At 65.1% G+C, this 22675-nt stretch carries 25 protein-coding genes; 17 read left to right on the plus strand and 8 right to left on the minus strand.

From position 1 onward, the window contains the following. Positions 1 to 10 precede the first annotated feature (10 nt). Genes rnc through BLS52_RS05105 form a run of 3 tightly spaced genes read right to left on the minus strand, consistent with a single transcriptional unit; the run spans position 11 to position 1530 of the window. On the minus strand, positions 11 to 733 hold the full coding sequence (gene rnc, locus BLS52_RS05095; protein WP_026543817.1) for a ribonuclease III: 723 nt from the start codon (positions 731 to 733) through the stop codon (positions 11 to 13). 57 nt (positions 734 to 790) lie between these two features. Then, the gene (gene rpmF, locus BLS52_RS05100; protein WP_026543818.1) at positions 791 to 994 is read right to left on the minus strand and encodes a 50S ribosomal protein L32; all 204 of its coding nucleotides are present in this window, start codon (positions 992 to 994) and stop codon (positions 791 to 793) included. A 2-nt stretch (positions 995 to 996) separates the two neighbouring features. Then, a complete protein-coding gene (locus BLS52_RS05105; protein WP_084033294.1) occupies positions 997 to 1530 on the minus strand; it encodes a YceD family protein in 534 nt (177 codons plus the stop codon). 217 nt (positions 1531 to 1747) lie between these two features. Here BLS52_RS05105 and BLS52_RS05110 point away from each other — a divergent pair, with 217 nt between their 5' ends. Genes BLS52_RS05110 through BLS52_RS05125 form a run of 4 tightly spaced genes read left to right on the plus strand, consistent with a single transcriptional unit; the run spans position 1748 to position 4744 of the window. Further along, entirely contained in the window at positions 1748 to 2170 is a 423-nt protein-coding gene (locus tag BLS52_RS05110) for a TOBE domain-containing protein (RefSeq protein ID WP_090584905.1), read from the plus strand. Then, positions 2167 to 2922 (plus strand): molybdate ABC transporter substrate-binding protein, encoded by a 756-nt coding sequence (gene modA / locus BLS52_RS05115; protein ID WP_175460095.1) that lies wholly within the window; start codon positions 2167 to 2169, stop codon positions 2920 to 2922. The genes BLS52_RS05110 and modA overlap by 4 nt, the downstream gene beginning before the upstream one ends. Then, positions 2919 to 3710 carry an ABC transporter permease gene (locus tag BLS52_RS05120; RefSeq protein ID WP_217636720.1) on the plus strand — a complete coding sequence of 264 codons (792 nt, stop codon included), beginning with the start codon at positions 2919 to 2921 and terminating at the stop codon, positions 3708 to 3710. Before modA ends, BLS52_RS05120 begins: the two co-directional genes overlap by 4 nt. Then, positions 3707 to 4744 carry a sulfate/molybdate ABC transporter ATP-binding protein gene (locus BLS52_RS05125; protein ID WP_090584907.1) on the plus strand — a complete coding sequence of 346 codons (1038 nt, stop codon included), beginning with the start codon at positions 3707 to 3709 and terminating at the stop codon, positions 4742 to 4744. The genes BLS52_RS05120 and BLS52_RS05125 overlap by 4 nt, the downstream gene beginning before the upstream one ends. A gap of 28 nt (positions 4745 to 4772) precedes the next feature. On the opposite strand, the gene BLS52_RS05130 is transcribed toward BLS52_RS05125, so the two are convergent. Continuing rightward, the gene (locus BLS52_RS05130; RefSeq protein ID WP_051470362.1) at positions 4773 to 5012 is read right to left on the minus strand and encodes a hypothetical protein; all 240 of its coding nucleotides are present in this window, start codon (positions 5010 to 5012) and stop codon (positions 4773 to 4775) included. Between the two features lie 58 nt (positions 5013 to 5070). Further along, positions 5071 to 5547 (minus strand): pantetheine-phosphate adenylyltransferase, encoded by a 477-nt coding sequence (gene coaD, locus BLS52_RS05135; RefSeq protein ID WP_026543823.1) that lies wholly within the window; start codon positions 5545 to 5547, stop codon positions 5071 to 5073. 70 nt (positions 5548 to 5617) lie between these two features. Between coaD and BLS52_RS05140 the strand changes: the two genes are divergently transcribed. The 11 genes from BLS52_RS05140 (at position 5618) to BLS52_RS05190 (ending at position 17863) form a co-directional block, all read left to right on the plus strand. Further along, positions 5618 to 6844 carry an aminotransferase class I/II-fold pyridoxal phosphate-dependent enzyme gene (locus BLS52_RS05140; RefSeq protein WP_090584908.1) on the plus strand — a complete coding sequence of 409 codons (1227 nt, stop codon included), beginning with the start codon at positions 5618 to 5620 and terminating at the stop codon, positions 6842 to 6844. Then, positions 6841 to 7620 carry a spermidine synthase gene (locus tag BLS52_RS05145; protein WP_090584909.1) on the plus strand — a complete coding sequence of 260 codons (780 nt, stop codon included), beginning with the start codon at positions 6841 to 6843 and terminating at the stop codon, positions 7618 to 7620. Before BLS52_RS05140 ends, BLS52_RS05145 begins: the two co-directional genes overlap by 4 nt. 111 nt (positions 7621 to 7731) lie before the next feature. After that, the gene (locus BLS52_RS05150) at positions 7732 to 8022 is read left to right on the plus strand and encodes a DUF1540 domain-containing protein (protein ID WP_026543825.1); all 291 of its coding nucleotides are present in this window, start codon (positions 7732 to 7734) and stop codon (positions 8020 to 8022) included. 224 nt (positions 8023 to 8246) lie between these two features. Further along, positions 8247 to 9482, plus strand: a complete 1236-nt coding sequence (locus BLS52_RS05155) for a glycosyltransferase family protein (protein ID WP_245702700.1) — start codon at positions 8247 to 8249, stop codon at positions 9480 to 9482. Further along, complete coding sequence (locus BLS52_RS05160) at positions 9469 to 10764, plus strand: glycosyltransferase family 4 protein (RefSeq protein WP_090584913.1); 1296 nt, start codon at positions 9469 to 9471, stop codon at positions 10762 to 10764. Before BLS52_RS05155 ends, BLS52_RS05160 begins: the two co-directional genes overlap by 14 nt. After that, positions 10761 to 11891: a glycosyltransferase family 4 protein gene (locus tag BLS52_RS05165; RefSeq protein WP_090584915.1), complete on the plus strand. Its 1131-nt coding sequence runs from the start codon at positions 10761 to 10763 to the stop codon at positions 11889 to 11891. The genes BLS52_RS05160 and BLS52_RS05165 overlap by 4 nt, the downstream gene beginning before the upstream one ends. Next, positions 11888 to 13717, plus strand: coding sequence for an ABC transporter ATP-binding protein (locus tag BLS52_RS05170; RefSeq protein ID WP_245702701.1), 1830 nt, complete (start codon positions 11888 to 11890; stop codon positions 13715 to 13717). Before BLS52_RS05165 ends, BLS52_RS05170 begins: the two co-directional genes overlap by 4 nt. Beyond that, a complete protein-coding gene (locus BLS52_RS05175) occupies positions 13714 to 14910 on the plus strand; it encodes a phosphotransferase enzyme family protein (protein ID WP_090584917.1) in 1197 nt (398 codons plus the stop codon). Before BLS52_RS05170 ends, BLS52_RS05175 begins: the two co-directional genes overlap by 4 nt. Next, on the plus strand, positions 14910 to 16025 hold the full coding sequence (locus BLS52_RS05180; protein WP_090584920.1) for a phosphotransferase: 1116 nt from the start codon (positions 14910 to 14912) through the stop codon (positions 16023 to 16025). Before BLS52_RS05175 ends, BLS52_RS05180 begins: the two co-directional genes overlap by 1 nt. A gap of 108 nt (positions 16026 to 16133) precedes the next feature. Then, positions 16134 to 16415, plus strand: a complete 282-nt coding sequence (locus BLS52_RS05185) for a hypothetical protein (RefSeq protein WP_139186225.1) — start codon at positions 16134 to 16136, stop codon at positions 16413 to 16415. 264 nt (positions 16416 to 16679) lie between these two features. Continuing rightward, positions 16680 to 17863 (plus strand): IS3 family transposase gene (locus BLS52_RS05190; protein WP_090584924.1). Its coding sequence is split into 2 segments (ribosomal slippage): positions 16680 to 16944 and positions 16944 to 17863, totalling 1185 coding nucleotides; the frame shifts between segments, so codons are not numbered across the junction. Between the two features lie 80 nt (positions 17864 to 17943). Here BLS52_RS05190 and BLS52_RS05195 read toward each other — a convergent pair. Beyond that, on the minus strand, positions 17944 to 19206 hold the full coding sequence (locus BLS52_RS05195) for an IS30 family transposase (RefSeq protein ID WP_139186227.1): 1263 nt from the start codon (positions 19204 to 19206) through the stop codon (positions 17944 to 17946). 388 nt (positions 19207 to 19594) lie between these two features. Between BLS52_RS05195 and BLS52_RS19115 the strand changes: the two genes are divergently transcribed. Together BLS52_RS19115 and BLS52_RS05205 are read left to right on the plus strand one after the other, a co-directional pair. After that, positions 19595 to 19936: a FitA-like ribbon-helix-helix domain-containing protein gene (locus BLS52_RS19115; RefSeq protein ID WP_026543831.1), complete on the plus strand. Its 342-nt coding sequence runs from the start codon at positions 19595 to 19597 to the stop codon at positions 19934 to 19936. After that, complete coding sequence (locus BLS52_RS05205) at positions 19933 to 20349, plus strand: type II toxin-antitoxin system VapC family toxin (protein WP_090584926.1); 417 nt, start codon at positions 19933 to 19935, stop codon at positions 20347 to 20349. The genes BLS52_RS19115 and BLS52_RS05205 overlap by 4 nt, the downstream gene beginning before the upstream one ends. Before the next feature lie 108 nt (positions 20350 to 20457). On the opposite strand, the gene BLS52_RS05210 is transcribed toward BLS52_RS05205, so the two are convergent. Then, a complete protein-coding gene (locus BLS52_RS05210; protein WP_090584928.1) occupies positions 20458 to 21855 on the minus strand; it encodes a UDP-glucose dehydrogenase family protein in 1398 nt (465 codons plus the stop codon). 139 nt (positions 21856 to 21994) lie between these two features. Next, positions 21995 to 22561: a 16S rRNA (guanine(966)-N(2))-methyltransferase RsmD gene (rsmD, locus tag BLS52_RS05215; protein WP_026543833.1), complete on the minus strand. Its 567-nt coding sequence runs from the start codon at positions 22559 to 22561 to the stop codon at positions 21995 to 21997. Positions 22562 to 22675 lie beyond the last annotated feature (114 nt).

Below are 22675 nucleotides of genomic sequence, written 5' to 3' on the forward strand. Positions count from 1 at the left end.
TGACGGCGGCTCACGTTGACTGACGGAGGTCCGCGTCGGTGCGGAGCCCGGCGGCACCGGCCTGGAGAAGCTTCCAGGACGCTGCAGCAGCTTCCTGCTCCGCTTCTTTCTTTGACCGGCCGGAGCCGGAGCCGTAGGTGGTTGAGCCGATGACCAGCACGGCTTCGAACCGGCGGTCGTGGTCCGGGCCGAAACCGGTCACCTGATAATCGATGACGCCCATCCGCTGGGCGGCGGCGATCTCCTGGATGCTGGTTTTCCAGTCTGTACCAGCGCCGAGCGCAGCGGCATCCTGAAGCACCGGCCCAATGATGCGCATCACAAGGCGCCGCGCCGTTTCCATACCGTTGCTGAGGTAGGTAGCCCCGATGATGGCTTCCATGGTGTCCGCGAGAATTGAGGATTTGTCCCACCCGTTGGTGAGCTTTTCACCCTGCCCGAGGAGGATGTGTTTCCCGAGGTCAAGGCCGCGTGCAATGTCGGCGAGTGCCCGTGTGCTGACAACGGCGGAGCGCCTCTTGGCGAGGTCGCCCTCGGAAAGGTCAGGGTTGTCGCGGTAGAGCGCGTCGGTGACCGACAGACCCAGCACGGCGTCACCGAGGAACTCCAGGCGTTCATTCGTCGGAATACCGCCCTGCTCATAAGCGTAGGACCGGTGCGTGAGCGCAAGACGAAGCGTCTCGGCGTCAATACTGACACCGAGACGCTTCAAAAGGTCTTCAGAACTCTCCACGCAGGCGACGCTTTCGCGATCAAAGCCGAGGACACCGGAAACCGGTGCCGTCAGCATCTAGACGTCGGCTACCTTGCGTCCCTTGTACTCAAGGAACAGTGCGGTGCCGGCGGAATCGGTGACAACCTTCGCCTGGTGGGCAAGGCTGTAGGTGACGCGACCGTTCTCCACCGTCTTCACCAGCTTGGGGGCAACAGCCTTCCACTGGGAACGGCGTGCACGCGTATTCGAGCGGGACATTTTCCGCTTGGGAACAGCCACGGCTAACTCTCTTCTCTCTTGTCTGACTCTGTCTTAACATCTGGTTCCGCTGCCTCAGGGGTGGCGGCCGCGCCGGCCAACCCTGACAGAGCAGCCCAGCGGGGGTCGAGGACCTCGTGCTGGTGTCCGGGATCATCTTCCAGGCGGGCACCGCATTCGGCGCACAAACCCTGGCAGTCCTCCCGGCATACCGGCTGGAACGGCAGTGAGGTCACCACCGCATCCCGCAGTACCGGCTCGAGATCGATGGCATCGTTCTCGACCAGGCGCTGCGCGTCCTCCTCTTCATCCTCCGCCAGCTCGGGGGCGTCGTAGTAGAAGAGTTCCTGCACATCAACGCTACTGCCGTACCTGAGCGGGTCAAGGCACCGGCCGCACTCGCCGACTACTTCGACGTCTACGCTGCCCGATACCAGGATCCCCTCGTGTACGGCCTCGAACCTCAGGTCCAGCTCCATCTCGGAGCCTTCCTGAACGCCGATGAGCGCCACACCAAAATCCTTCGGTGCGGGCACATGTTCTTCGACTGTCCGCATGTTTCCCGGACTGCGTCCGAGATCCCTGACATTGAACACCAGGGGCGAACCAAGATCGCTTTTAATGGGAACTCCTGTAGAACATATGACCGACGAACCATCTTAGCCCGAAACAAAGCCCCACCCCAAACCGGCTATCCTCTCGCAGCACTGAACCATCCCAGATGCGCTCGGAATGCGGGTGACTTGACGCATCCGCGGCGATACGCTGTCCTCTGTGACTCAAATACGCGTGCGTGACGCTGCCCGGTTCCTCGGCGTCAGCACTGACACCGTCCGCCGCTGGATCGATGAAGGTACTCTCGCCGCTACCCGTTCAGCGGGGGCTCTCACCATCGACGGCCTGCAGCTCGCGCGCCTGGCGCGGGACCGCGCCGTGCTCCCCGAAGATCCCTCCGGCGCGGCCACCTCCGCACGGAACCGCTTCGTGGGGCTTGTCACGGAGGTAGTGAGCGACACGGTGATGTCGCAGGTCGAGCTGCAGTGCGGTCCGCACAGAGTGGTGTCCCTGATGAGCAGTGAAGCGGTGCGCGAGCTAGGCATACAGCCCGGCTCCGTTGCCGTGGCAGTGATCAAGGCTACCAATGTGATTGTGGAGGCCACACCGGTCGGAACCCCGCAGCCGGGCGAACACCGATGATGCGCCGGGCACGGCAGGCAGCGGGCGCCGTCGTCGTTCTTTCGCTTTCTGCCTGCGGCAGCGGCGGTCAGGCCCGTGAGACAACACTCAACGTCTATGCCGCGTCATCACTTCAGGTTCCGTTCGAGGAGATCGCCGAGGAGTTCGAAGCCGCTCACTCCGGCGTGGATGTGCAACTGAACTTCGCCGGATCCTCCGATCTCGCAGCCCAGATCCGTGCGGGTGCGCCCGCCGAGGTGTTTGCCTCGGCCAACAAGGCCACCATGGAGCAGATTGCTGCTGAGCAGCTCCTCGCATCGGAACCCCGGCCGTTCGCCACCAACGTGCTGACCATCGCGGTGGCCGAGGGAAACCCGCTCGGTATCGAGTCACTGGCGTCGCTCGCGGAGCCCACGGTTTCGGTGGTCCTGTGCGCCCCGCAGGTGCCGTGCGGCTCAGCGGCCGGAGATGTGCAGGAGCTCACGGGGGTTTCTCTTACGCCCGTCAGTGAGGAAAGCTCCGTCACGGACGTGCTTGGGAAGGTCTCATCGGGTCAGGCGGATGCGGGGCTCGTCTACGTGACGGACGCGGCGGCGGCCGCCGGGTCGGTGGACAGTGTGCCGTTCGACGCGGCCGCCCAGGCCGCCAACGTGTACCCGATCGCGGTCACGGGAACGGGCGGTGACCTCGCAGCCGACTTCGTGGACCTCGTCACCGGAGTGCAGGGCCAGCGGGTGCTTGCCGCCCACGGCTTCGGGAAGCCCGGCCGGTGAGCGGTTCCTATTCCGGCATCCCGCGGTGGGTGCTTGCCGTCGCCGCAGCAGGCGCCCTCTTCCTGCTGGTACCGCTTGCCGCCATTGTGCTTCGCGTTGACTGGACGCGGTTCGGCGCGCTGGTTTCCTCCGAGCCCTCCCGCGCGGCGCTCCTCCTGAGCCTGCAGACCTCGGGGACCAGCACGGCGCTCTGTGTGCTCTTCGGGGTACCGATGGCCTTTGCCCTGGCACGCACCAGGTTTCGGGGTCAGCGCGTGGTCCGGGCGCTCGTTCTCCTGCCGTTGGTGCTGCCGCCCGTGGTCGGCGGCATCGCGCTGCTCTATACCTTCGGGCGGCAGGGGCTCCTCGGCGAGTCCCTCCGCATCCTCGGCGTGGACATTGCATTCTCGACCGCCGCCGTCGTGCTGGCGCAGACGTTCGTTGCCCTGCCGTTCCTGGTCCTGAGCCTCGAGGGAGCCCTGCGGACCGCAGGTACCCGCTACGAGGCCGTTGCTGCGACGCTGGGCGCACGCCCCACCACGGTGCTGAGACGGGTGAGCCTGCCGCTGGTCGGACCGGGCATCGTGTCCGGTGCTGTTCTGTCCTTCGCCCGCGCACTCGGCGAATTCGGCGCAACGCTCACCTTCGCCGGCAGCCTGCAGGGCGTAACCCGGACGCTTCCGCTGGAAATCTACCTGCAGCGGGAAACCGACCCGGACGCCGCGGTTGCACTGTCGCTGGTGCTCGTCGCCGTCGCCGTCCTGGTGGTCGCGCTGGCGCACCGCATCCATGAGGGCACCGGCCCGTGAACCTGGTTGCCAGCGCGAAGATTCCCACGCGGAACATTGACCTGCGGCTTTCCCTCTCCGCCGGGGAAACCGTGGCTGTCATGGGACCCAACGGGGCCGGAAAATCCACACTGCTCGCCGTGCTCGCCGGGCTCATTCGTCCCGACCACGGCTCTGCCTCCCTCAACGGCAAAACCCTGTACGACGACGGCGCGTGGCTGCCGCCCCATGCCCGCGGCATTGCGCTGCTGGCCCAGGACGCGCTCCTCTTCCCGCACCTCTCGGTGCTGGAGAATGTTGCATTCGGACCCCGGTCCGCCGGAGCCTCCCGCAGCGCCGCCCGGCAGGCAGCGAACCGCTGGCTTCAGGAGGTTGACGCCGCTGACCTTGCCGGTCACCGGCCTTCACGCCTCTCGGGAGGCCAGGCGCAGCGGGTGGCCGTGGCCCGTGCCCTCGCGGCCGAGCCGGCGCTCCTGCTGCTGGATGAGCCACTGGCAGCGCTCGACATTTCCGTGGCGCCGGTGCTGCGCCGCACGCTTCGCCGGGTGCTCGAGGGGCGCAGCGCAATCATCGTCACGCATGACGTGGTGGATGCGTTGCTGCTCGCCGACCGGGTGGTGATCATCGACGGCGGACGGATTGTCGAGGATGGGCCCACCCGGTCAGTCCTTGAAAGGCCGCGCAGCCGCTTCGCCGCGGGGCTGGCCGGAGTGAACCTCCTGACGGGCACCACGGCGGCGGGCGGGCTGCACACCTCAACAGGTCTGCAACTGGCGGCCCTGACGGAGGAGGATCTGCCGCCGGGGAAGGACGCAGCAGCGGTTTTCAGCCCCCGGGCCGTCGCAGTTCACCGGCTCCGGCCGACGGGCAGTCCCCGGAACGTCTTTTCGGTGACCGTCACGGATCTTGAGCAGCATGGACCACGCACCACCGTGCGCGCAGGGCATCTGAGTGCCGAGATCACCACTGCCTCGGCCGCCGACCTGGACCTGTTGCCGGGCACGGGGATGTACTTCAGCGTGAAGTCAGCCGAGGTGACCGTCTACCTGCTCTGAGCATCCGGGCTACTGAAGTCGGTAGACCTCAGGCGGACTTCTCCGCAGCGTGCTGGTTGGATGTCTCAGACATGATGTCCCTGTCGTCCAGCTCCTCGTTGACTTCTTCCTGACGGTGCTCAGTCTCCGGGTCCGGGCTGCCCGCCTCGACGTATTCCACCTCGAGCTGCCGGTGGACCTTGCTGTTGAGGACCTCAACCTGGTCATCCTCAAGGCTGTTGAGGTTCTCCGGAAATGGATCTTCCGGCTTGATGCGACTTTTGCCCATTGTTTTTCCTCTGTCCGCCCGCACTGGAATTCCTGATTCTACTGAAACGAATCCGCTTCTAGGGAGTGGTCTCCTTGAGCCGCTTGAGGACGGCCTTCGGGACAAAGGGCGAAATGTCACCGCCGAGGCTCGCCACCTCCTTCAGGAGCGTCGACGAGAGGTGCGAGTAGCTTGCCTCGGCCGGAATGAACACCGTCTCGATGCCGGCCAGTTGCCGGTTCATCGCGGCCATCGGCAGCTCGTATTCGAAGTCGGCACTGGAGCGCAGGCCTTTCACAATGAGGTTGGCTCCGTGCTCACGGCAGAACTCTGCGAGCAACCCGTCACCCATGGGCCGTACGGAAACCCCGCGCAGGTAGGTGAGGGTCTCGTTGGCGATGTCCAGCCGGTCCACCAGCTCGAACCGGTACTTCTTTGCGTAGTTGGTGGAGACAGCCACGATGACCTCGTCGAAGAGGCTGGCGGCACGGGCGATGACCTCCAAATGGCCGTTATGGATGGGATCGAAGGACCCGGGGCAGACTGCGCGGCGCATACAACGAATGTACCCTCTGGCGCGCCGGTTTAGACCGTCGCCGGCACAGGCGTTCGACATACTGGATCACATGGATTCAAACCTACCCATCCCGTCGAGGCAGCTCTCCGGCTGGCAGCGAACCGCCCAGGGCGCCAACCTCCTCTCCCCCGACGGCCGTCTCGGAACCGTCATTTTCGAGGAAATCACCGCGCTCGCTGCGCAGCACGGTGCCATCAACCTGGGCCAGGGGTACCCGGATGAGGACGGACCGGACCTCCTCCTGGACGCCGCGCGGGAGAACATAGCGTCCGGGCTCAACCAGTACGCACCCGGGCGTGGGCTGCCCGTCCTCCGGGAGGCCGTTGCAGCCCATCAGCAGCGCTTCTACGGGTTGACCGTCGATCCTGAACGGGAAGTTGCGGTTTCCACCGGAGCCACGGAGGCTATCGCGGCGTCCATCCTCGCCTTTGCCGGTCCCGGGGACGAGGTCCTGACGTTCGAGCCCTTCTACGACTCCTACGGCGCCATCATCGGTCTCAGCGGAGCCCGGCACACCACCGCACCGCTGGTCGGCCCGGACTTCCAGCCGGACCTGGATGCCCTCGAGGCGGCCGTGAACGAGAAGACCCGCGTGATCGTGGTGAACAACCCGCACAATCCCATGGGTTCCGTCTTTTCGAGGGAGGCCCTTGTTCGGATCGTGGAACTGGCGGAGCGCTACGACGCAATCATTGTGACCGACGAGGTGTACGAACATCTGACATTCGGCACAGCCCACATCCCCGTCGCCACGCTGCCCGGCGCGTGGGAAAGAACCGTCACCATCTCTTCGGCCGGAAAGACCTTCTCCGTGACCGGTTGGAAGATCGGCTGGTTCTCCGGACCCTCGGTCCTTGTGGACGCAGTCCGGAGTGTCAAGTCCTTCCTCAGCTACAGTTCGGGCACCCCGTTCCAGGGGGCGGTAGCCCTGGGGCTTGGGCTGAAGGACGGTTTCTACCGCTCCATCGCCGATTCCCTGCAGCACAAACGGGATGTCCTTGGTGCCGGACTTCGGGCCGCCGGATTCGAGGTCAACACTGCGCAGGCGACCTATTTCACGGTGGTGGACGCCGCTCCGCTGGGCATCACCGACGCCACCGCGCTGGCCAGGAGGCTGCCGGAACTGGTCGGTGTCGCGGCTATCCCCGTCCCCGTGTTCTGCCACGACGAGGGCGCTGCCCGCACGCGCTCGCTCCTCCGGTTCGCCTTCTGCAAGAAGGAAGAGGTTCTGGCCGACGCGGCGCACCGGCTGGCAACGCTCCAGGACCGGTTGTGAGCGTTCCGTCACGGTTCCTCCGCGGAGCGGGCGCACATGCAGAAATCGACGGCGATGCCTTCAACGACGGCGCTTTTATCCTCAGCATCGGCGGCGCGCAGCAGTCACACGTTGATCTCGCCGACCCCCGGAACGTGTTCTACGAGTATCTCCGCCGGATTGCGAATGTCATCGATGTCTTCCGGCCCAAGGGCGAACCGATCCGCATCCTGCATCTCGGGGCCGGAGCCCTGACCCTTGCCCGCTACGTCCAGGTCACACGCCCCGGCTCACGCCAGGTCGCCATCGAACGGGAGCGGGAGTTGCTCGCCTTCGTAGTGGAGCATCTGCCGCTGCCGGAGGGCACTGACTGCGCCCTGCTCGTCGAGGACGCCAGCGACACGCTTGTTGCCTGTGCCGAAGGATCCTACGACGCGGTTGTCCTCGATGTTTTTTCGGGAGCGGATGGTGCCACTGAGCTCGCGGCCCCCGAGACCTACCGGCTGCTTGCGCGCGCTGCCGGGAAGGAAGGCGTGGTACTTGTGAACGTCGGCGATGATCCTCCGCTGGCATTCGCCCGCAGGCAGGCGCGCATGCTCCAGAACACGGGGTACGACGTCGCTGCGCTGGCTGAGGCCGGCATGTTCAGCGGGAAACACGCAGGCAATATTGTGCTCGCGGCGACGGCTCAGTGGGACGCGGAGTGGACGGCCGCGCTCGTTGCGGCGGGACCGCACCCGGCGGCTGTCCTCACCGGAAGCAGCTACGACGATTTCGCCCGCGCGGGGGCTGATTAACGCACCCGATTCATGCTCTATTGAACCCGTGCCCTGGGCCGGAACCAGCAGTACGGTTTAACTACAAGCGGCCGGGAAAATCGGTTTCGGACACCATCTTCTGGAGGAGTCATGACAGCGGAAGTCACCGAAGTATCGGATTGTACTGTTCACAGTTGCGCGTTCAATCATGAAGGCTGCACCGCCTACGCGATCACGGTCAGTGGAAGCCCGGACCATGCTTCCTGTGCAACCTTCATTGATACCTCTGAAACAGGCGGACTGCCGATGGTCCTCGCGCACGTGGGTGCCTGCCAGCGTACTGAGTGCGTGCATAACAGCCATCTCATGTGCAATAAGCACGATGTGAAGATCGGGTCGGGTTCCGACCTCGCGGACTGCCTCTCCTACGAGCCCCGGTAAGCTCCGCTTCTGCGCCGCACATGATCCCTCGGCGTGCCCGCCCCTCCCGCATCTGTCGCTGCGGGCGGGCGGGCACTTCTTTGCGCGTGCATGGTGGCCGGCCCCTTTGCCGCATGAGAGCACTCTCATGAATGACTCACCAAGGTCTCATCGCCGGCTGGCTAAATAGGAAGCCTGCGGGGACCGCTCCTGGACCGCGGGGAAAGTTGGGGCAGGCGATGATCGTGACCAAGGGCGCGGGTACTGAGGCCGGAAAGGAAAGATCCGGCACGCTCAGGGTGGTTCTGTACTCGCACGATTCGCAGGGTCTGGGTCACACCCGCCGAAACCTCGCGCTGGCGCACGCACTGACCCGTGATTTCAGGAATGCGGGGCGGAAAGTGAGCGGGGTGCTGGTGACAGGAGTTGCCGCCGCCACCCGCTTCGAGGTGCCCGAGGGGTGGGACTGGGTGGTGGTTCCGGGCATCGCCAAGGGCCCCGACGGGTATGAGCCCCGGCATCTGGCCGTCCGACGGAAGAAGGTGCTCAAGCTCCGGTCATCGGTGATCGCTGCCGTGCTCCGTGACTTCCGACCCCACCTGGTAGTGGTTGACCGCCACCCGTTCGGCGTTGATCATGAGCTGGCAGACGGACTGGAGCGCCTGCGCAGGAAGCGTCCGTCCTGCCGCGTTGTGCTCGGACTGCGGGAGGTTCTTGACCAGCCGGCGGCCGCCCGCCGGGAGTGGGAGGCTCTGGATCTGGAGCAGGTCCGCCGCAGCTTCGACGAGTTCTGGGTGTACGGCGATCCGGCAATCCACGATCCCGTGCGCACCGGTGAGATTCCAGGCGGCCTCGCCCACCTCGTGCGGCATACCGGGTACCTTTCCCTTGGACGCCCCGTGCGGCGCCGTACCGGTGCCGCCGGCGTCCCGTTCGTGGTCACCATGGCGGGAGGCGGGTCCGACGGGCTCAATGTGACGCTTACCGCCGCCCGCGCAGCCCTTCCACCGGGGTTCGAGCACCTCATCATTACGGGTCCGCAGATGCCCAAGGAGGATCGGGCGCAGGTTGAGACGGCCGCCGGCCCCGGCACGCACGTTGTCGGCTCCGTCCGCGATGCTCTGGCCGAGATCCAGTCAGCCTCCGCCGTCGTCGCGATGGGGGGCTATAACACCGTCTGCGAGATCATGAGCACCACAACTCCCGCCCTTATCGTGCCGCGGGTTCACCCCCGGCGAGAGCAATTGATTCGTGCACGCGGACTGGCCGGTCACCAGCTGCTCGATTTCTGCCATCCCGACGAGTTCACGCCCCGGGCGCTGTCCACCTGGTGGCGGGAGGTTGCGGGTCAGGATGTGCCCCGGACCGGGGTCAACCTTGACGGGTTGGCAACCACCTATGACTTTGCAACCGAGCTTCTTTCCCGTCCGGCCGATACCGCCCGCGAGGACACAGGATGGGCACGCCATGCAGCTGTCTGAGACCGGGCGCATCGGCTACGTCCTGAAAATCTACCCACGATTTTCGGAAACGTTCATCGTCACCGAGATTCTGGCCAGGGAAGCGGCCGGGGAAGATCTCGAGATTTTTTCCCTCCGCCCACCGGTCGACCCACGATTCCACCCCGAACTGGCGAGGGTCCAGGCGCCGGTCACCTATGTCACACGACCGCAGAAACTCTCGGAGGGCTGGCCGATCATCGCCGCCGCCCAGGGCATTGTGCCGAACTTCGCCGAGCGTTTTTCCCTGCTTCTGCCTGACCTCGCCGGGTGCGATGCGTCCGAAGTGCACCAGGGCATTGAGCTGGCCACCCGGGTGGTGGAGCGCGGGATCACGCATCTGCACGCCCACTTCGGTTCCATTGCAGCACGTACCGCCCGAATCACCTCGGCTCTCACGGGGGTCCCGTTCTCATTCACCGCGCATGCCAAGGACATCTTCCATGAACTGGTGGACCACGGTGAACTCATCCGGTTGATGCAGGACGCACACCATACGGTCACCGTAAGCGACTTCAACCTGCGCTACCTGTCGGCGCTGGCTCCCGCCGCGTCAGGCCGCCTGCACCGGGTGTACAACGGTCTCGAGCTCGACCGCTTCCCATTTCAGGAGCCGGCCGGCGTGCACACACCGTTCCGCATTGCCGCCGTCGGACGACTCGTGGAGAAAAAGGGCTTTCCGGTCCTGATCGATGCGGTCGCCGGACTGGTCCGTTCGGGACTGAGGGTTGACCTGCGGATCGCGGGCGGCGGAGAGCTCGCTGACGCGCTGGCCGCCCGGATCGAACTGTTGGGCCTGGCCGGGAGCGTGCAACTGCTGGGTCCGCGCACCCAAAGCGAAGTGATCGATCTGTTGAGGTGGGCAGACGTGTTTGCGGCTCCCTGCATTGTCGGTGCGGACGGGAACGCGGACGGGCTGCCGACGGTGCTGCTGGAGGCCATGGCGATGGGACTGGTGTGCATCGGCTCCGACGTGACCGGCATTCCCGAGGTTCTCGGCCGGACGGACGGCGCGTGCACCGGGATCCTTGTCCGCGCAGGAAACGTCGAGGACCTTATCGGCGCACTGCAGACGGTCGCTTCCGATTCCTTCGACCGGGTCTCCGTGGCGCGCGCGGCACGGGCGCTGATTGAACGCAGCTTCGATTCCCGGACCCAGTCCGGCCGGCTGCGGCAGTTGTGCCTTGACCCTGCCCCGGACAGTCCCGCTGCCGCCGGCGTGGGCAACCCTGCCGCCTCAGAGTTCGAGGAAGTGATCCGGTGAAGCGCCTGGCGTATCTGTGCATCGACCCGGGTGTGCCGGTTTTCGGTACCAAGGGCGCCTCCGTCCACGTCCAGGAAATCATCCGGTCCTGGCGCAACCGCGGCGTGGAAGTAAAGGTCTACTGCACCCGCGCCGGCACAGTGGTTCCGACGGACCTTGAAGACCTGCCCGTCGTCGTCGTACCGGTCACCGGCAAGGACGCTGAACGCGAAGCATCCCAGGCCTCGGTTGCGGCGGAACTTGCCCAGCGGGTCATCGAGGACGGCGCGGACGCTGTGTACGAGCGCTATTCGCTGTTCAGCGATGCCCTCGCGCGGGTGACCGCCGGCCTGCGCGTGCCCGGGTTCCTGGAAGTCAATGCTCCGCTGATCGATGAGCAGCGGACCCACCGTACGCTCCATGACGACGCAGCTGCCGGGAGGACCCTGCGGGTCCAGGTGGCTGCGGCCGCGCGGACGGTCTGCGTCTCCGATCCGGTAGCCGGCTGGGTGAGGGAGCGCGTGGACGGCCGGCATCACGATCGCATCCGCACCGTAGCGAACGGCGTCAATGTTCGGCGCATCCGCCCCTCTGCGGAAGCACCCGGGAAGCCGGTTGTTGCCTTTGTCGGAACACTCAAGCCCTGGCACGGTGTGGAGACCCTGATTGAAGCCCAGGCCTCCGGGTCGCGGGGATGGAGCCTTCGCATCGTCGGGGACGGCCCGCAGGGTCCGCGGCTGCGCGCTCTGGCCGCGGAGGTGGAGGCCGACGTCGAATTCACGGGCTCCGTGCCTCCCGAATCCGTTCCTGCGCTCCTGGCCGGGTGCTCGATCGCCGCGGCTCCCTACCCGGACACCAAGGACGCAGGCGACCAGTATTTCTCTCCCCTGAAGATCTACGAATACTGCGCCGCCGGGCTGCCGGTTGTAGCCTCCCGGGTGGGCCAGGTGCCGCACATCATTGACGACGGCGTGACCGGGCTGTTGGTCGAGCCGTCCGATCCCTTCGCGCTGGCCGAGGCGATCGACGGACTGGCTGCTGCGCCGCTGGCACGCGCCGCCATGTCCGCCGCCGCACGGCGCGCCGCCATGCAACGGCATAGCTGGGACACGGTGCTGAACCGCATCACGGAGGAGGTGCTCCCGTGACGAACAGGAACGCCACGGTGGGGAAGTCCGGGCTTCAGCGCACCTTGCAGGTCATCAGGCCTCATCTGGGCGGGCAGGGACCGCTCATGACGGGCGGGGTCCTGGTACTGCTGTGCGAGGTGGCATTCCGGGTTCTGGAGCCGTGGCCGGTCAAATTCGTGGTGGATGCCGTCACCCGCAGCCTTGGCGCCGATCTCGCGGGAACCGGGCCGGACGCGACCCCGCTGCTGCTCCTGGCCTGTGGTGCAGCCCTGGTGTTCTTCACCGGCATGCGGGCCGTCTGCAACTTCTTCGCCACGCTCGCTTTTGCGCTTGTCGGGTCCCGGGTGGCAACCAGGCTGCGCGCCGCGGTGTTCGACCATGTGCAGTCGCTCTCCGCGCGATTCCACTCCACAAACCGGACCGGCGACACCGTCCAGCGGTTGGTCGGCGATGTGGGCAGGCTGCAGGAAGTCGCGGTCACCGCGGGAATGCCGCTCCTGGCCAACTGCATCACCCTCGTGGCGATGGCGGGTGTCATGTTCTGGCTCGATCCTCTGCTGGCCCTGGTGGTCATCGCCGCCTGCGCCGGGTTCTATCTCCTCTCACGAATCAGCACGGACAACATCACCATCGCCGCACGCAGGACCCGCAAGGGTGAGGGTTCCCTGGCGAACACCGCGCAGGAGAGCCTCGGCGCCATCCGGGTGGTCCAGACCTACGGACTGGAACGGACGCTTTCGGACCGCTTCGGCAGCAGCAACCAGAAAACCCTGAAAGAGGGAGTCCGGTCCCGGCGTCTCGCAGCCGCCCTCGAACGCAGGACGGACGTGATTGTCGGCATCGCAACCGCCGTCGTTCTGGCCGGCGGCGGGTGGCGCGTAGTGCAGGGGGCCATGACTCCGGGCGACCTGGTGCTCTTCCTCATGTATCTCAAGACGGCCATGAAGCCCCTGCGGGACCTCGCCAAATACACCGGCAGGATTGCGCGGGCCACAGCCTCCGGCGAGCGCGTGGCTGAGCTGCTTGAGGAAGCTGTTGATATCAGTGACTCCCCCACAGCGCTTCCGCTCGGGAAGGTCTGGGGCGAACTTGAGTTCCGGAACGTGTCAGCCTCCTACGACGGCCGGCCGGTCCTGTCCAACCTGACGCTGTGCCTGCAGGAGGGCCGGAACACGGCGATAGTCGGTCCGTCCGGATCCGGAAAGTCCACCCTCCTGTCGCTGCTGGTCAGGACAATGGATCCACAGCAGGGTTCAGTCCACCTCGACGGAGTGAATCTCACCGACATCACGCTGGCATCCCTGCGGTCCCATGTGAGCCTCGTGCTCCAGGAGGCCGTCCTGTTCACGGGGACCATCCGCGAGAACATCCGTTTCGGCCGGCTCGCGGCAACCGACGGGGAGGTGATGCGCGCAGCCCGGCTGGCCCAGGCACATGGCTTCATCACCAGTTTCCCGGAGGGCTACGACACCATCATCGGCGAGCGCGGCGGGACGCTCTCGGGCGGGCAACGGCAACGAATCGCTATTGCCCGTGCCATCCTTCGGAACTCGCCCGTGGTGCTCCTTGACGAAGTAACCACCGGCCTGGACCACGCTGCACGGATTGAAGTGCTCGAGGCCCTCGCAGGACTCACCGCGGGGCGCACCACCGTCACGGTCACGCATGAGGCATCCATCGCGTTGAGGAGCGACAGGATCGTCTGGCTCCAGGACGGACGGATCCTGTTGGACGGTTCACCGGAAGAGCTTCTGCACTACCCGATGTTCGCCCGCTGGGTAGACGAGCAGCAACGCTCCGGACAGGACAGCGACCCATCCATCTGGGCCGGGAGCGGGTCATGAGGTCTGTCCGAACCCCGCTTGATCCCGGGCTGCGCTCCCTCGACCTGCTGTTGGATCCCGACGAGCTGAGCGCACTCTTCAACCGCCCGGTACGGACAAGCCATCTCCGCTGGAAACGCGGCACTTCGGCCGTTGCACGGCTCCACGACGACGACGGCGTGCGCTGGATTGCGCTCTACAACGCGGAAACATCCGTGAAGCTGGAGAAAACCGGTCGGCGGGCGCTGGACTGGAATCTGCCTCTGGAGCGCTTCACGCTTGACGACGGCGTCCTGGCGAGCGGTCCCATCCCGCTGGATCCCCGGCTCCACGGCGCCCTTCGGCCCTTCCGCCGACAGGCGATCGCCGTCCCTTCGCCGAGGGCCAGGGTGCTGAAGTACAACCCGCTGCGGCGGGTTGTGGTCGACATGATGTCCGACCGGGCGCGGCTCGTGGGCCGGGTGAGCGCTGCTGGACACTCCATGAGCCGGACAATGCTTTCCCACCTTGCCGAGGGCGGGGTTCCTGTCCTTGTACCTCTTGATCCAGCGCTGCTTCCTCCCGGGACCCCCTGGGGCAAGCACGTGGAGTATCTGCCCTGGTACGGCACCGGAGACCTCAGCACGGTTTCCGGTCCCGAGGCGGAATCCCCTGCGCATTCCGCCGGGGCCGCACTGGCAGTGCTGCACCGGCAGCTCCCCGTGCACCGGTCGCAGGCCTGGCGGGCCCCTGCGGGACGCCTCCGTTCACTGGTTCGCGAAAACGCTGAATTGATGCCGGAGAATCTGGACCGTCTGGAACGGGTACGCAGCCGCTTGGAGTGTCTCCTGCGTCGCCCCGGGCGCGCCGCAGTCATCCATGGCGACTTCTCGGCTGACCAGGTGCTCGTCAATGGTGCGGAGGTTCGCCTGATCGACTTTGAGCGATGCAGCTATGGTGCGGCGGCGTCCGATCTGGGCAGCTTCGCCGCCGTCGAAGCACTTGAAGCCGGCGATAGCTGCCGCAACACCGTCCTCGAGCTTCCCCGCACCGCGGCCCTCCTCTCAGGCTACTGTGCCGATGCCGACGCCGACGCTGGAAGCGAATCCGAGATACTCGCCTGGACCGCTTTCTTCCTCCTGAATCGCCTCCGCGAGCCGTTCCGGTCCTGCCGTCCCGGGTGGCGACAGCACATGGAGGACCGCCTCGGGATGATCGAGGAGGTGCTCTGGTGATGTACCTCCCCACAGAAGTCGTGGACGGAAACGGGACAGAAATCACTATCCATCGTGCCTGGCCCCGGCCGGACGGGCGCCTCATCGTCGAAGGCCGGGAAGTGGAAACCGGCAGGATCAGGGCCGGCAGCACCGAGGTTTCCGGGCACACCGCTGTCCGGCCGTTCGGAGAGGATCCTGCGCTTCCAGGGCTGATGCCGGCAGCGGTCACAGGGGAACTGCTGGTGCACCGTTTGAAGCGACGCGCCGTCGTGCGTTCGGGCAACCAGTACAGGAAATTCATTGCCTCGGGAAAGGCGCCGCGGGTTGCGGGCGCGCACCGGACCGCTGCGGCCGGTCTCGCCGGGACCGGGCTGCTTGTCCCGGACGTCATTTCCTCGGATGCGCAGGGCGTCACACTGACTGCTGTGTCCGGTGTGAGCCTGCACGACCTTGGTATGTGTGCCGGCATCCCGCATGCTGTCTCCGCCGCGCCCGGCAGATATCCGGAAAACGCGGCACTCCTTCAGTGGTGCAGCGCCTGGGATCTGTGGGCGGACAGCTGGCCGCAGTTTGTCGGCGCGAACGCACAGCTCGCCGCTGCTCTCCATACCGCTGAGGACGAGGTTCGAACGATTGGCCGATGGACGGAGTTCGCAATCGCCTTCGATGCCCTCGGTGTGCCGGAGGATCGGCTTCACAGCGCCTCGGCGTCGGTGGCCCGATCACTCATGGGCGGTGAATCATCGGCGGGCCTGGCTCACCGTGACCTGCATGACAAGCAAATACTGGTCGATCCCGTCGAACGCACGGTCGGGATCATCGACTGCGACACGCTTGCTGCTGCCGAGCCCGCGCTCGATCTGGCGAACCTGTCGGTCCACCTTGAATTCCGCAGAGCCCAGGGGCTGCTCTCGTCCGACGCGGCCGCGCTGGGCAGGCAACGGATTCGTGAGGTGTCCGATACCCTGCAGGTCCCCCACTCCCGCTTCGAAGCCTACGCAGCAGCAACTGCGCTCCGGCTGGCATGTATCTACGCGTTCCGTCCGCCGTATCGTTCGCTGGCACGCGCCTGGTTCGACGAGGTCGAAGCTGCTGTGAAATCGCGCAGTCCGCTGGGCGCGGGCGCTCCCTGAGTCCCTTCTACCAGCGAAGATTACCCCCACGTAACGGACCCATCCCGATTCGCTAACGACACGGTGACACGGGCCGCAATGCTCAGCTGGCTGCTCAATACTGGGTGCATGGGGATGCAGCAATTTGAAGAATCAGCCGGAACCAAAATGCGGTGGGCACTGCGCTGGGATTGCGCGCCCGCAGTGATCGTCCTGGTCGCAGTGGCGGTTTTCTGGATCGGCGGCTCTCTGGAGTGGTTCGAGATGCTTCGGGTGCCTGAGAACGCCGTTGGCAATGTCGTGTGGCTCTACCTGATGCTGGCTGCCGTAGCCGGCTCAATTGTGCTCGGAGGCGGCGCCGTCGTCGACCTGTCCCGGCGCCTGAACCGACGTTCGAGGCGGGATCAGTGACGTGAGGGTCCAGTAGCCTGCGGACCGTTGTCCTGCTGGGGCGCCGGCCTCCAGGCTGGCCCTGCGGTGGCGGCAAACTGCAGTGTCTGCCGGAGGACTCCTCCTCCCCACCGCGGGCGCTGGGGCTGACGCTGTCCACATAGGCGGGGACACCCTTGTTCCGGGATTGTGCATGCAATGCACTCATTGCATGTGGGCGGCCTAGGGATTTCGGACAGTGGGACCTCTTAAACTGAGGTTTCTACTGAAAGTGAGATCTGCAGTATGTCTGCATCACGTCGCCGGTTCAGCCAGGAGTTCAAGGACGAGCTGGCCCGGGAAGTCATCGAGACGTCCAAACCTATTGTCGAGGTTGCCAAGGCCTACGGAGTCGGGCCGGAGACCCTGCGCCGGTGGGTGCTGAAGTACCGGGAATCCCAGGGCGGGACCGAGACCGAGTTGACGGTCTCCGAGCGTGCCCGGCTGAAGGAACTGGAGCGCGAAAACCAGGAGTTACGGGCCGAGGCCGCGTTCTTGAAAAAAGCCGCCTCGTACTTTGCGCGGGAGCCACGGTAGTGGCGAAGTACGAGTTCATCGATTCCCAGAAAAACGCTCCCGGTGACACCAACCCGGTGTGGAAGATGTGCCGGTGGATGGCCGTGTCCGCCTCGGGGTTCTATGACTGGCTCTCCCGGCCACTCTCGGCCACCGCGGCCCGCAGGCAGGGGTTGGCTGCCCGGATCCGGCACTTCTTCGACGAAGCCGACGGCACATACGGGTACCGGCGCATCCACGCCGACCTCGCCGCTGAGGGGACACAGTGCTCACCGGAGCTGGTGCGCAGCATCATGCGCCAAGAGGACCTGGTGCCGTGCCAGCCGCGCCCGTTCCGGGTCACCACCCAGACCGACGCGGACGCGGCAACACCGGTCCCGGACCTGGTCAAACGCGACTTCACAGCGGACCGGCCCGGGGTGAAGTTCGTCGGGGACATCACCTACATCCACACCTGGCAGGGATTCATCTATCTGGCCACGGTCATCGACTGCTATTCGAAGAAAGTGGTTGGCTGGTCCATCGCCGATCACATGCGCACCGAACTGGTCGCCGACGCCCTGCAGAACGCCGCCCAGACCACCCACATTGAGCCGGGCGCGATCTGGCATTCCGACCGCGGCAGCGTCTACACCTCAGCGGCTTTCCGCGCTCTCGTCACCGAGCTGGGTATGCGCTCCTCGATGGGCCGCACCGGGGTGTGCTGGGACAACAGCCTGGCCGAATCGTTCTTCGCCGCATTGAAAAACGAGCGGGTTTACCGGACGGTCTACGCGACTAAATCACAAGCAAGACGGGACGTCATCGGCTATATCGAGGGTTTCTACAACAGCCGCCGCCGGCACTCAGCACTCGATTACCGACGCCCCAACGAAGTCCACTACAGTTACCAACAGCCAACCATGGCAGCGTAGAGAAAACCATCAAATCCGCTGTCCGAAATCACCGCAGCAGCTCAATGGGCGGATTCAAGGGGTCGTTGCAACACCGGTGTTTAGTTTGATGTTAGTAGGGCGTGTAGGCGTTGGGCTGGGGTGTCCCAGTTCAGTGTTTTGCGTGGTCTGCTGTTGAGTTGTTGGGCGACGTGTTCGAGGTCCTCGGGGCCGTAGGCGTTGAGGTCTGTGCCTTTGGGGAAGTATTGGCGTAACAGGCCGTTGGTGTTCTCGTTGGATCCGCGTTGCCAGGGGCTGGCTGGGTCGCAGAAGTAGACGTCCATGTCGGTGGCGAGGCTGAAAGCCTTGTGTAGTGCCATCTCGGAGCCCTGGTCCCAGGTGAGGGATCCTCGCAGGTGCTCGGGCAGGGTGGTCATGGTTTTGATCAGCCCGTCGCGCACGGAGGTGGCTGTGTGGTCCACGGGAAGGTGGACGAGCATGACGTACCGGGTGGTGCGCTCGACCAGGGTCCCGATCGCGGACTGGTTGAAAGCTCCGGTGATGAGGTCGCCTTCCCAGTGCCCGGGAACGGCTCGGTCCTCGATCTCGGGTGGTCGTTCGGAGATGTTGATCATGTCGTCGACGAACCGGGGGGTGCGCTGTTCGGGGTTCCTGCGTGTTTTCCGTCGGGTCCGGCCGGTGCGCAGTGCTGTTTTGACTTCGCGTTTGAGTCCGCCGCGGGACTGGATATAGAGGGCCTGGTAGATCGTTTCGTGGCTCACGCGCAGGTGGAGATCATCGGGGTAGTCCTTGGGCAGCAGTCTGGATATCTGTTCCGGCGACCAGCGGTTCAGGAGCTTATCTTTCACATACTCACGCAGCATCCCGGCTGCGGCCAGCTTACTTTCCTTCGGCCGTGCCCGACGCGCAGCAGAGGCCCGGTGCGCACCGTAAGGCTGGTAACCGAGCACCGGATGGCTGTTGCGGGTGATCTCCCGGCTGATCGAGGATGGTGAGCGGCCAAGGACCCTGGCAGCGGCCCTGACCGATGAGCCGGACTTCAGCAGGTCAGCAATCTGTTCCCGGTCCGTTTGCGAGAAATAGCGGGCGCTGATCACCTTCTCCACAGCCTGTTGGGACACCCCTGCAGGTGCCGGCACTGCGGAGGTGTCTTGCATCCCTGTCCGATGCGTTATTGCCGGGGCCATGTCAGGAGCCGAGAGGCCCGCAAGAGGAGGAGATGCCACCTCTTGGTTATACGCCAGCTGGGGTACGGGTCGGCGCCGCTTCCGGGCTCCACCCTTAGCCAGGACGAGTCCCTTATCCCACGCGATCGCGGTATTCCGGTGGACACCAGCCGCGGCCGCGGCTTCTCGCCTGCTCAGACCGGCTGCACGGAAGCGCAGGAACTCTTGATGCTTCCGCTGATTCGGATACAACCCCAGCATCCCGGCAGATCGTGCCCAGTTGAAGCATGTGCCCCGGTTCATGCCGACCTGTCTGGCCGCCTCGCTCACGCTGTCCACCCGGTCCATCGCGGCGAAGAACCTGTCCTTGTCCGCCTGCGTGTACTTGCGGTTCCGGCGCACCTGCTCCCCACGGGCTGACGCGTTCATCCTCGTCCGAGCAGAGGATTTCTCCTCAACCGTAAAGCGATCAATCGATCCTGATTCCACTGCTGAAGCAACTCCCGTATCTCAGGGTGTTGCAACGACCACTAGAACCCACCCATGCAACGCATGCAGAGCATGCACCATCCTGAGAGGAAGCCCCATGCCGAATATCAGCATTCGCGGAGTCGATCAACCTACAGTGGATGAACTGAAGCGGATCGCAGCGTCGAACGGCCGCTCAATGCAGGCGGAGCTCAGAATCCTTCTTAGACATTTCGCTTCCTTGCCCTGGGAGTCACGCCTTGCCGACTGTCCCGTTTCGATGTTGCCCCTCCCCCGCTGGTATGCGGAGCTGGCAGAGATCCAGCTTGACTTCGCCGGCCTCTCCCTTGACCGGCTTCCGACCCGGCGCTCCCCGTTCCGTTCGACGCCAGAGTCCATATTGTCGTTACTCCAGGACACACGGACGGTCGCTCCCGCGCCCGAGGAGTGTGCAGCATGAACATCATGGACTCGGACGTGCTGCTGGCGATGATCGGTTCGGAAAATGGCGAGATCGAAGAATGGGTCAAACAGCTTTCGGGCAAGCCGCATACCTCCGCCCTTGCCGTAGCAGAGGTTTACGCGGCAATCCGGCGAGCACCCGACACTCTCTTCCGCGAAGCGCGTTACCGTGCGCTGCAGGGGGCCCTCGACGGCATTCTTCACCGCCGCGTCCTTCCCTTTGATCAGAACGCGGCCCGCGAGCTGGCCTCGCTCGCCCTCACCCCCCACCCGGATGGAGGGACTTTCGCCCTGGCAACACTCATTCCGTCGGCAACAGCCCGCGTTCTCGGCATGAAGATTGCGACGGCTCGCCCCGAGGACTTTTTCGGCATCGATGTGGAGCTTGAGGTGCTGACTCTCGGAAGCTGACAGGGCAGCAGGGCTAACGGAGTTGACGGGTGGTGGCTGACTGGGCAGCAAGGCGCCGGAGCGGCAAGGCGACGGGGGTGGAGAGCGCCCGTGAAGGCGTCGCGCAGATCAGGCTACAGGCGCTGTAGCTCCGCCGGAAAGCGGTCCTTCGGAGAACCGAGACGCCAGAACAGTGTCCGCTTCCCGTATGGCGGCAGCCCGCGGGCGGCCGAGTGCCCGGTAGGTCCAGCCGGCGTCCCGCCAGGCCACGGGATCAAGACAATTCCGGCCGTCCACGATCGCCGGACGGCGCACCAGCGTCTTCAGGAACTGTGGATCAAGGCTCCGGTAGTGCTCCCACTCCGTGAGTACCAGCACGGCGTCAGCGTTCTGCACCGCTTCCTCAACCGACTCCGTATAGGTGAGGTCCGGGAACCGACGCATCGCGTTGGGAACGGCCTCAGGATCACTTGCGGTGACAGCCGCCCCCTGCAACTGCAGTTGAGCCGCGACGCTGAGGGCGGGCGAATCACGGACATCGTCCGAGTTCGGCTTGAAGGCAAGGCCAAGCACGGCGATCCGCTGTCCCAGCAAGGACCCGCCGCAGACCTCGCGCGCCAGATCGACCATGCGGGACCGCCGTCGCATGTTGATGGAATCCACTTCGCGCAGGAAGGTCAGTGCCTGATCGGCCCCGAGCTCGCCGGCCCGCGCCATGAACGCCCTGATGTCCTTGGGAAGGCACCCGCCACCGAAGCCGAGACCCGCGTTGAGGAACTTCCGGCCAATGCGTGCGTCATGGCCGATGGCGTCCGCGAGCATGGAGACGTCCGCGCCGGTCGCCTCACACACCTCAGCCATCGCATTGATGAACGAAATCTTCGTTGCGAGGAAAGCGTTGGCGGAGACTTTGACCAGTTCAGCGGTCTCGTAGTCCATGAGCAGCCTCGGGCGTCCCTCGGCCAGCGCCTGGGCATACACCTCGTCCAGGATCAGGCGGGCACCGCTATTCGTGTCATCGAGCCCATACACCAGGCGGTCGGGTTCCAGGGTATCCCTGACCGCGAAGCCCTCCCGCAGGAACTCCGGGTTCCAGGCAAGCGCCGCGGACGGACACTGCTCGGCGATGCGCTTCGACAGGTCCCGCGCGGTCCCCACCGGAACGGTGGATTTCCCAACAACGACATCCCCCGCACGCAAATGCGGAATCAAAGCCTCCACACTTGCATGCACGTGGCTCAGGTCCGCGCCATTCTCGGTCCGCTTCTGCGGCGTCCCAACGGCGACGAAGTGCACCGCCGAGCCAGCTGCGGCGCTGATCTCGGTCGAGAACCGCAACCGGCCGGTTCCCAGGGTTTCAGCCAGGAGGTCATTGAGTCCCGGCTCGTAAAAAGGAGCCCGCCCGGAACTGAGAGCGGCCACCTTTGCACCGTCGACGTCGATGCCCACCACCTCGTGCCCCAGCTTCGCCATGCACGTGGCGTGTACTGCTCCGAGATAACCGCATCCGATGACCGATATCCGCATGGTGATCGCCCCTTACATCCGTGTGTCCGTATTCATGAAGACACGCTACGGACGCTGGATGGGGTGCACATGAACTCCAGATGAGAGTTGGATGAGATTGTGCCGTCAGGTCAGCTTCCGCGCCCGCGTGAACCGGGCGTCAGGCCGGTTCGAGATACCAGAGCCGGGTTTCTCCGTATTTTTTCTCGGCAAAACGCTCAAATCCCTCGGGCCAGCCAGGCTCACCCGAGCGCGATGAGCGCTCCACTACGACGACGGCGTCCTCGCCAAGATGCGGTGCAAGGAGGGAGAGAACCTCCATCAGCGGCTCGTCTTCCATGGGATAGGGCGGGTCCATGAGCACCACATCCCACTGTGCGTCTTCCGGCGTCCGGTTCAGGAAGGTTTCAACCTTCACCCGGTGCACCCGCACGCAGGTTCGCCCCAGTACCTGGTTGATCGCATCGGCGTTGGCCCGGCAGGCCGCTGCTGCACGGTCGGCGAATTCCACCAGATCCACCGTCGCGGCTCCCCTGCTTGCAGCTTCCACACCCAGCGAACCTGATCCGGCGAACAAATCCAGCACGTGAGCGCCTGTCAACACGTTGTACGCGTCAAGCCGGGAGAAGAGCGCTTCCTTGACCCGGTCGGTGGTGGGACGCGTCATCTGGCCGGGGACGCCAGTGAGCGGTATTCCTCCTGCCGCGCCCGCGATGATCCGACTCATAAGAAAACACTCTAATTCACTGGCAGAACCGGCTTCCGCATGGTCCAATAAGTGCAGCCGAGAAGCAGCCGCGTCAGCGAAGTGCGAGCGGCTGCGCCGCTCAAGGGGGACTTG

Source organism: Arthrobacter subterraneus (assembly GCF_900099735.1).
GTDB classification, from domain to species: Bacteria; Actinomycetota; Actinomycetes; order Actinomycetales; family Micrococcaceae; genus Arthrobacter_D; species Arthrobacter_D subterraneus.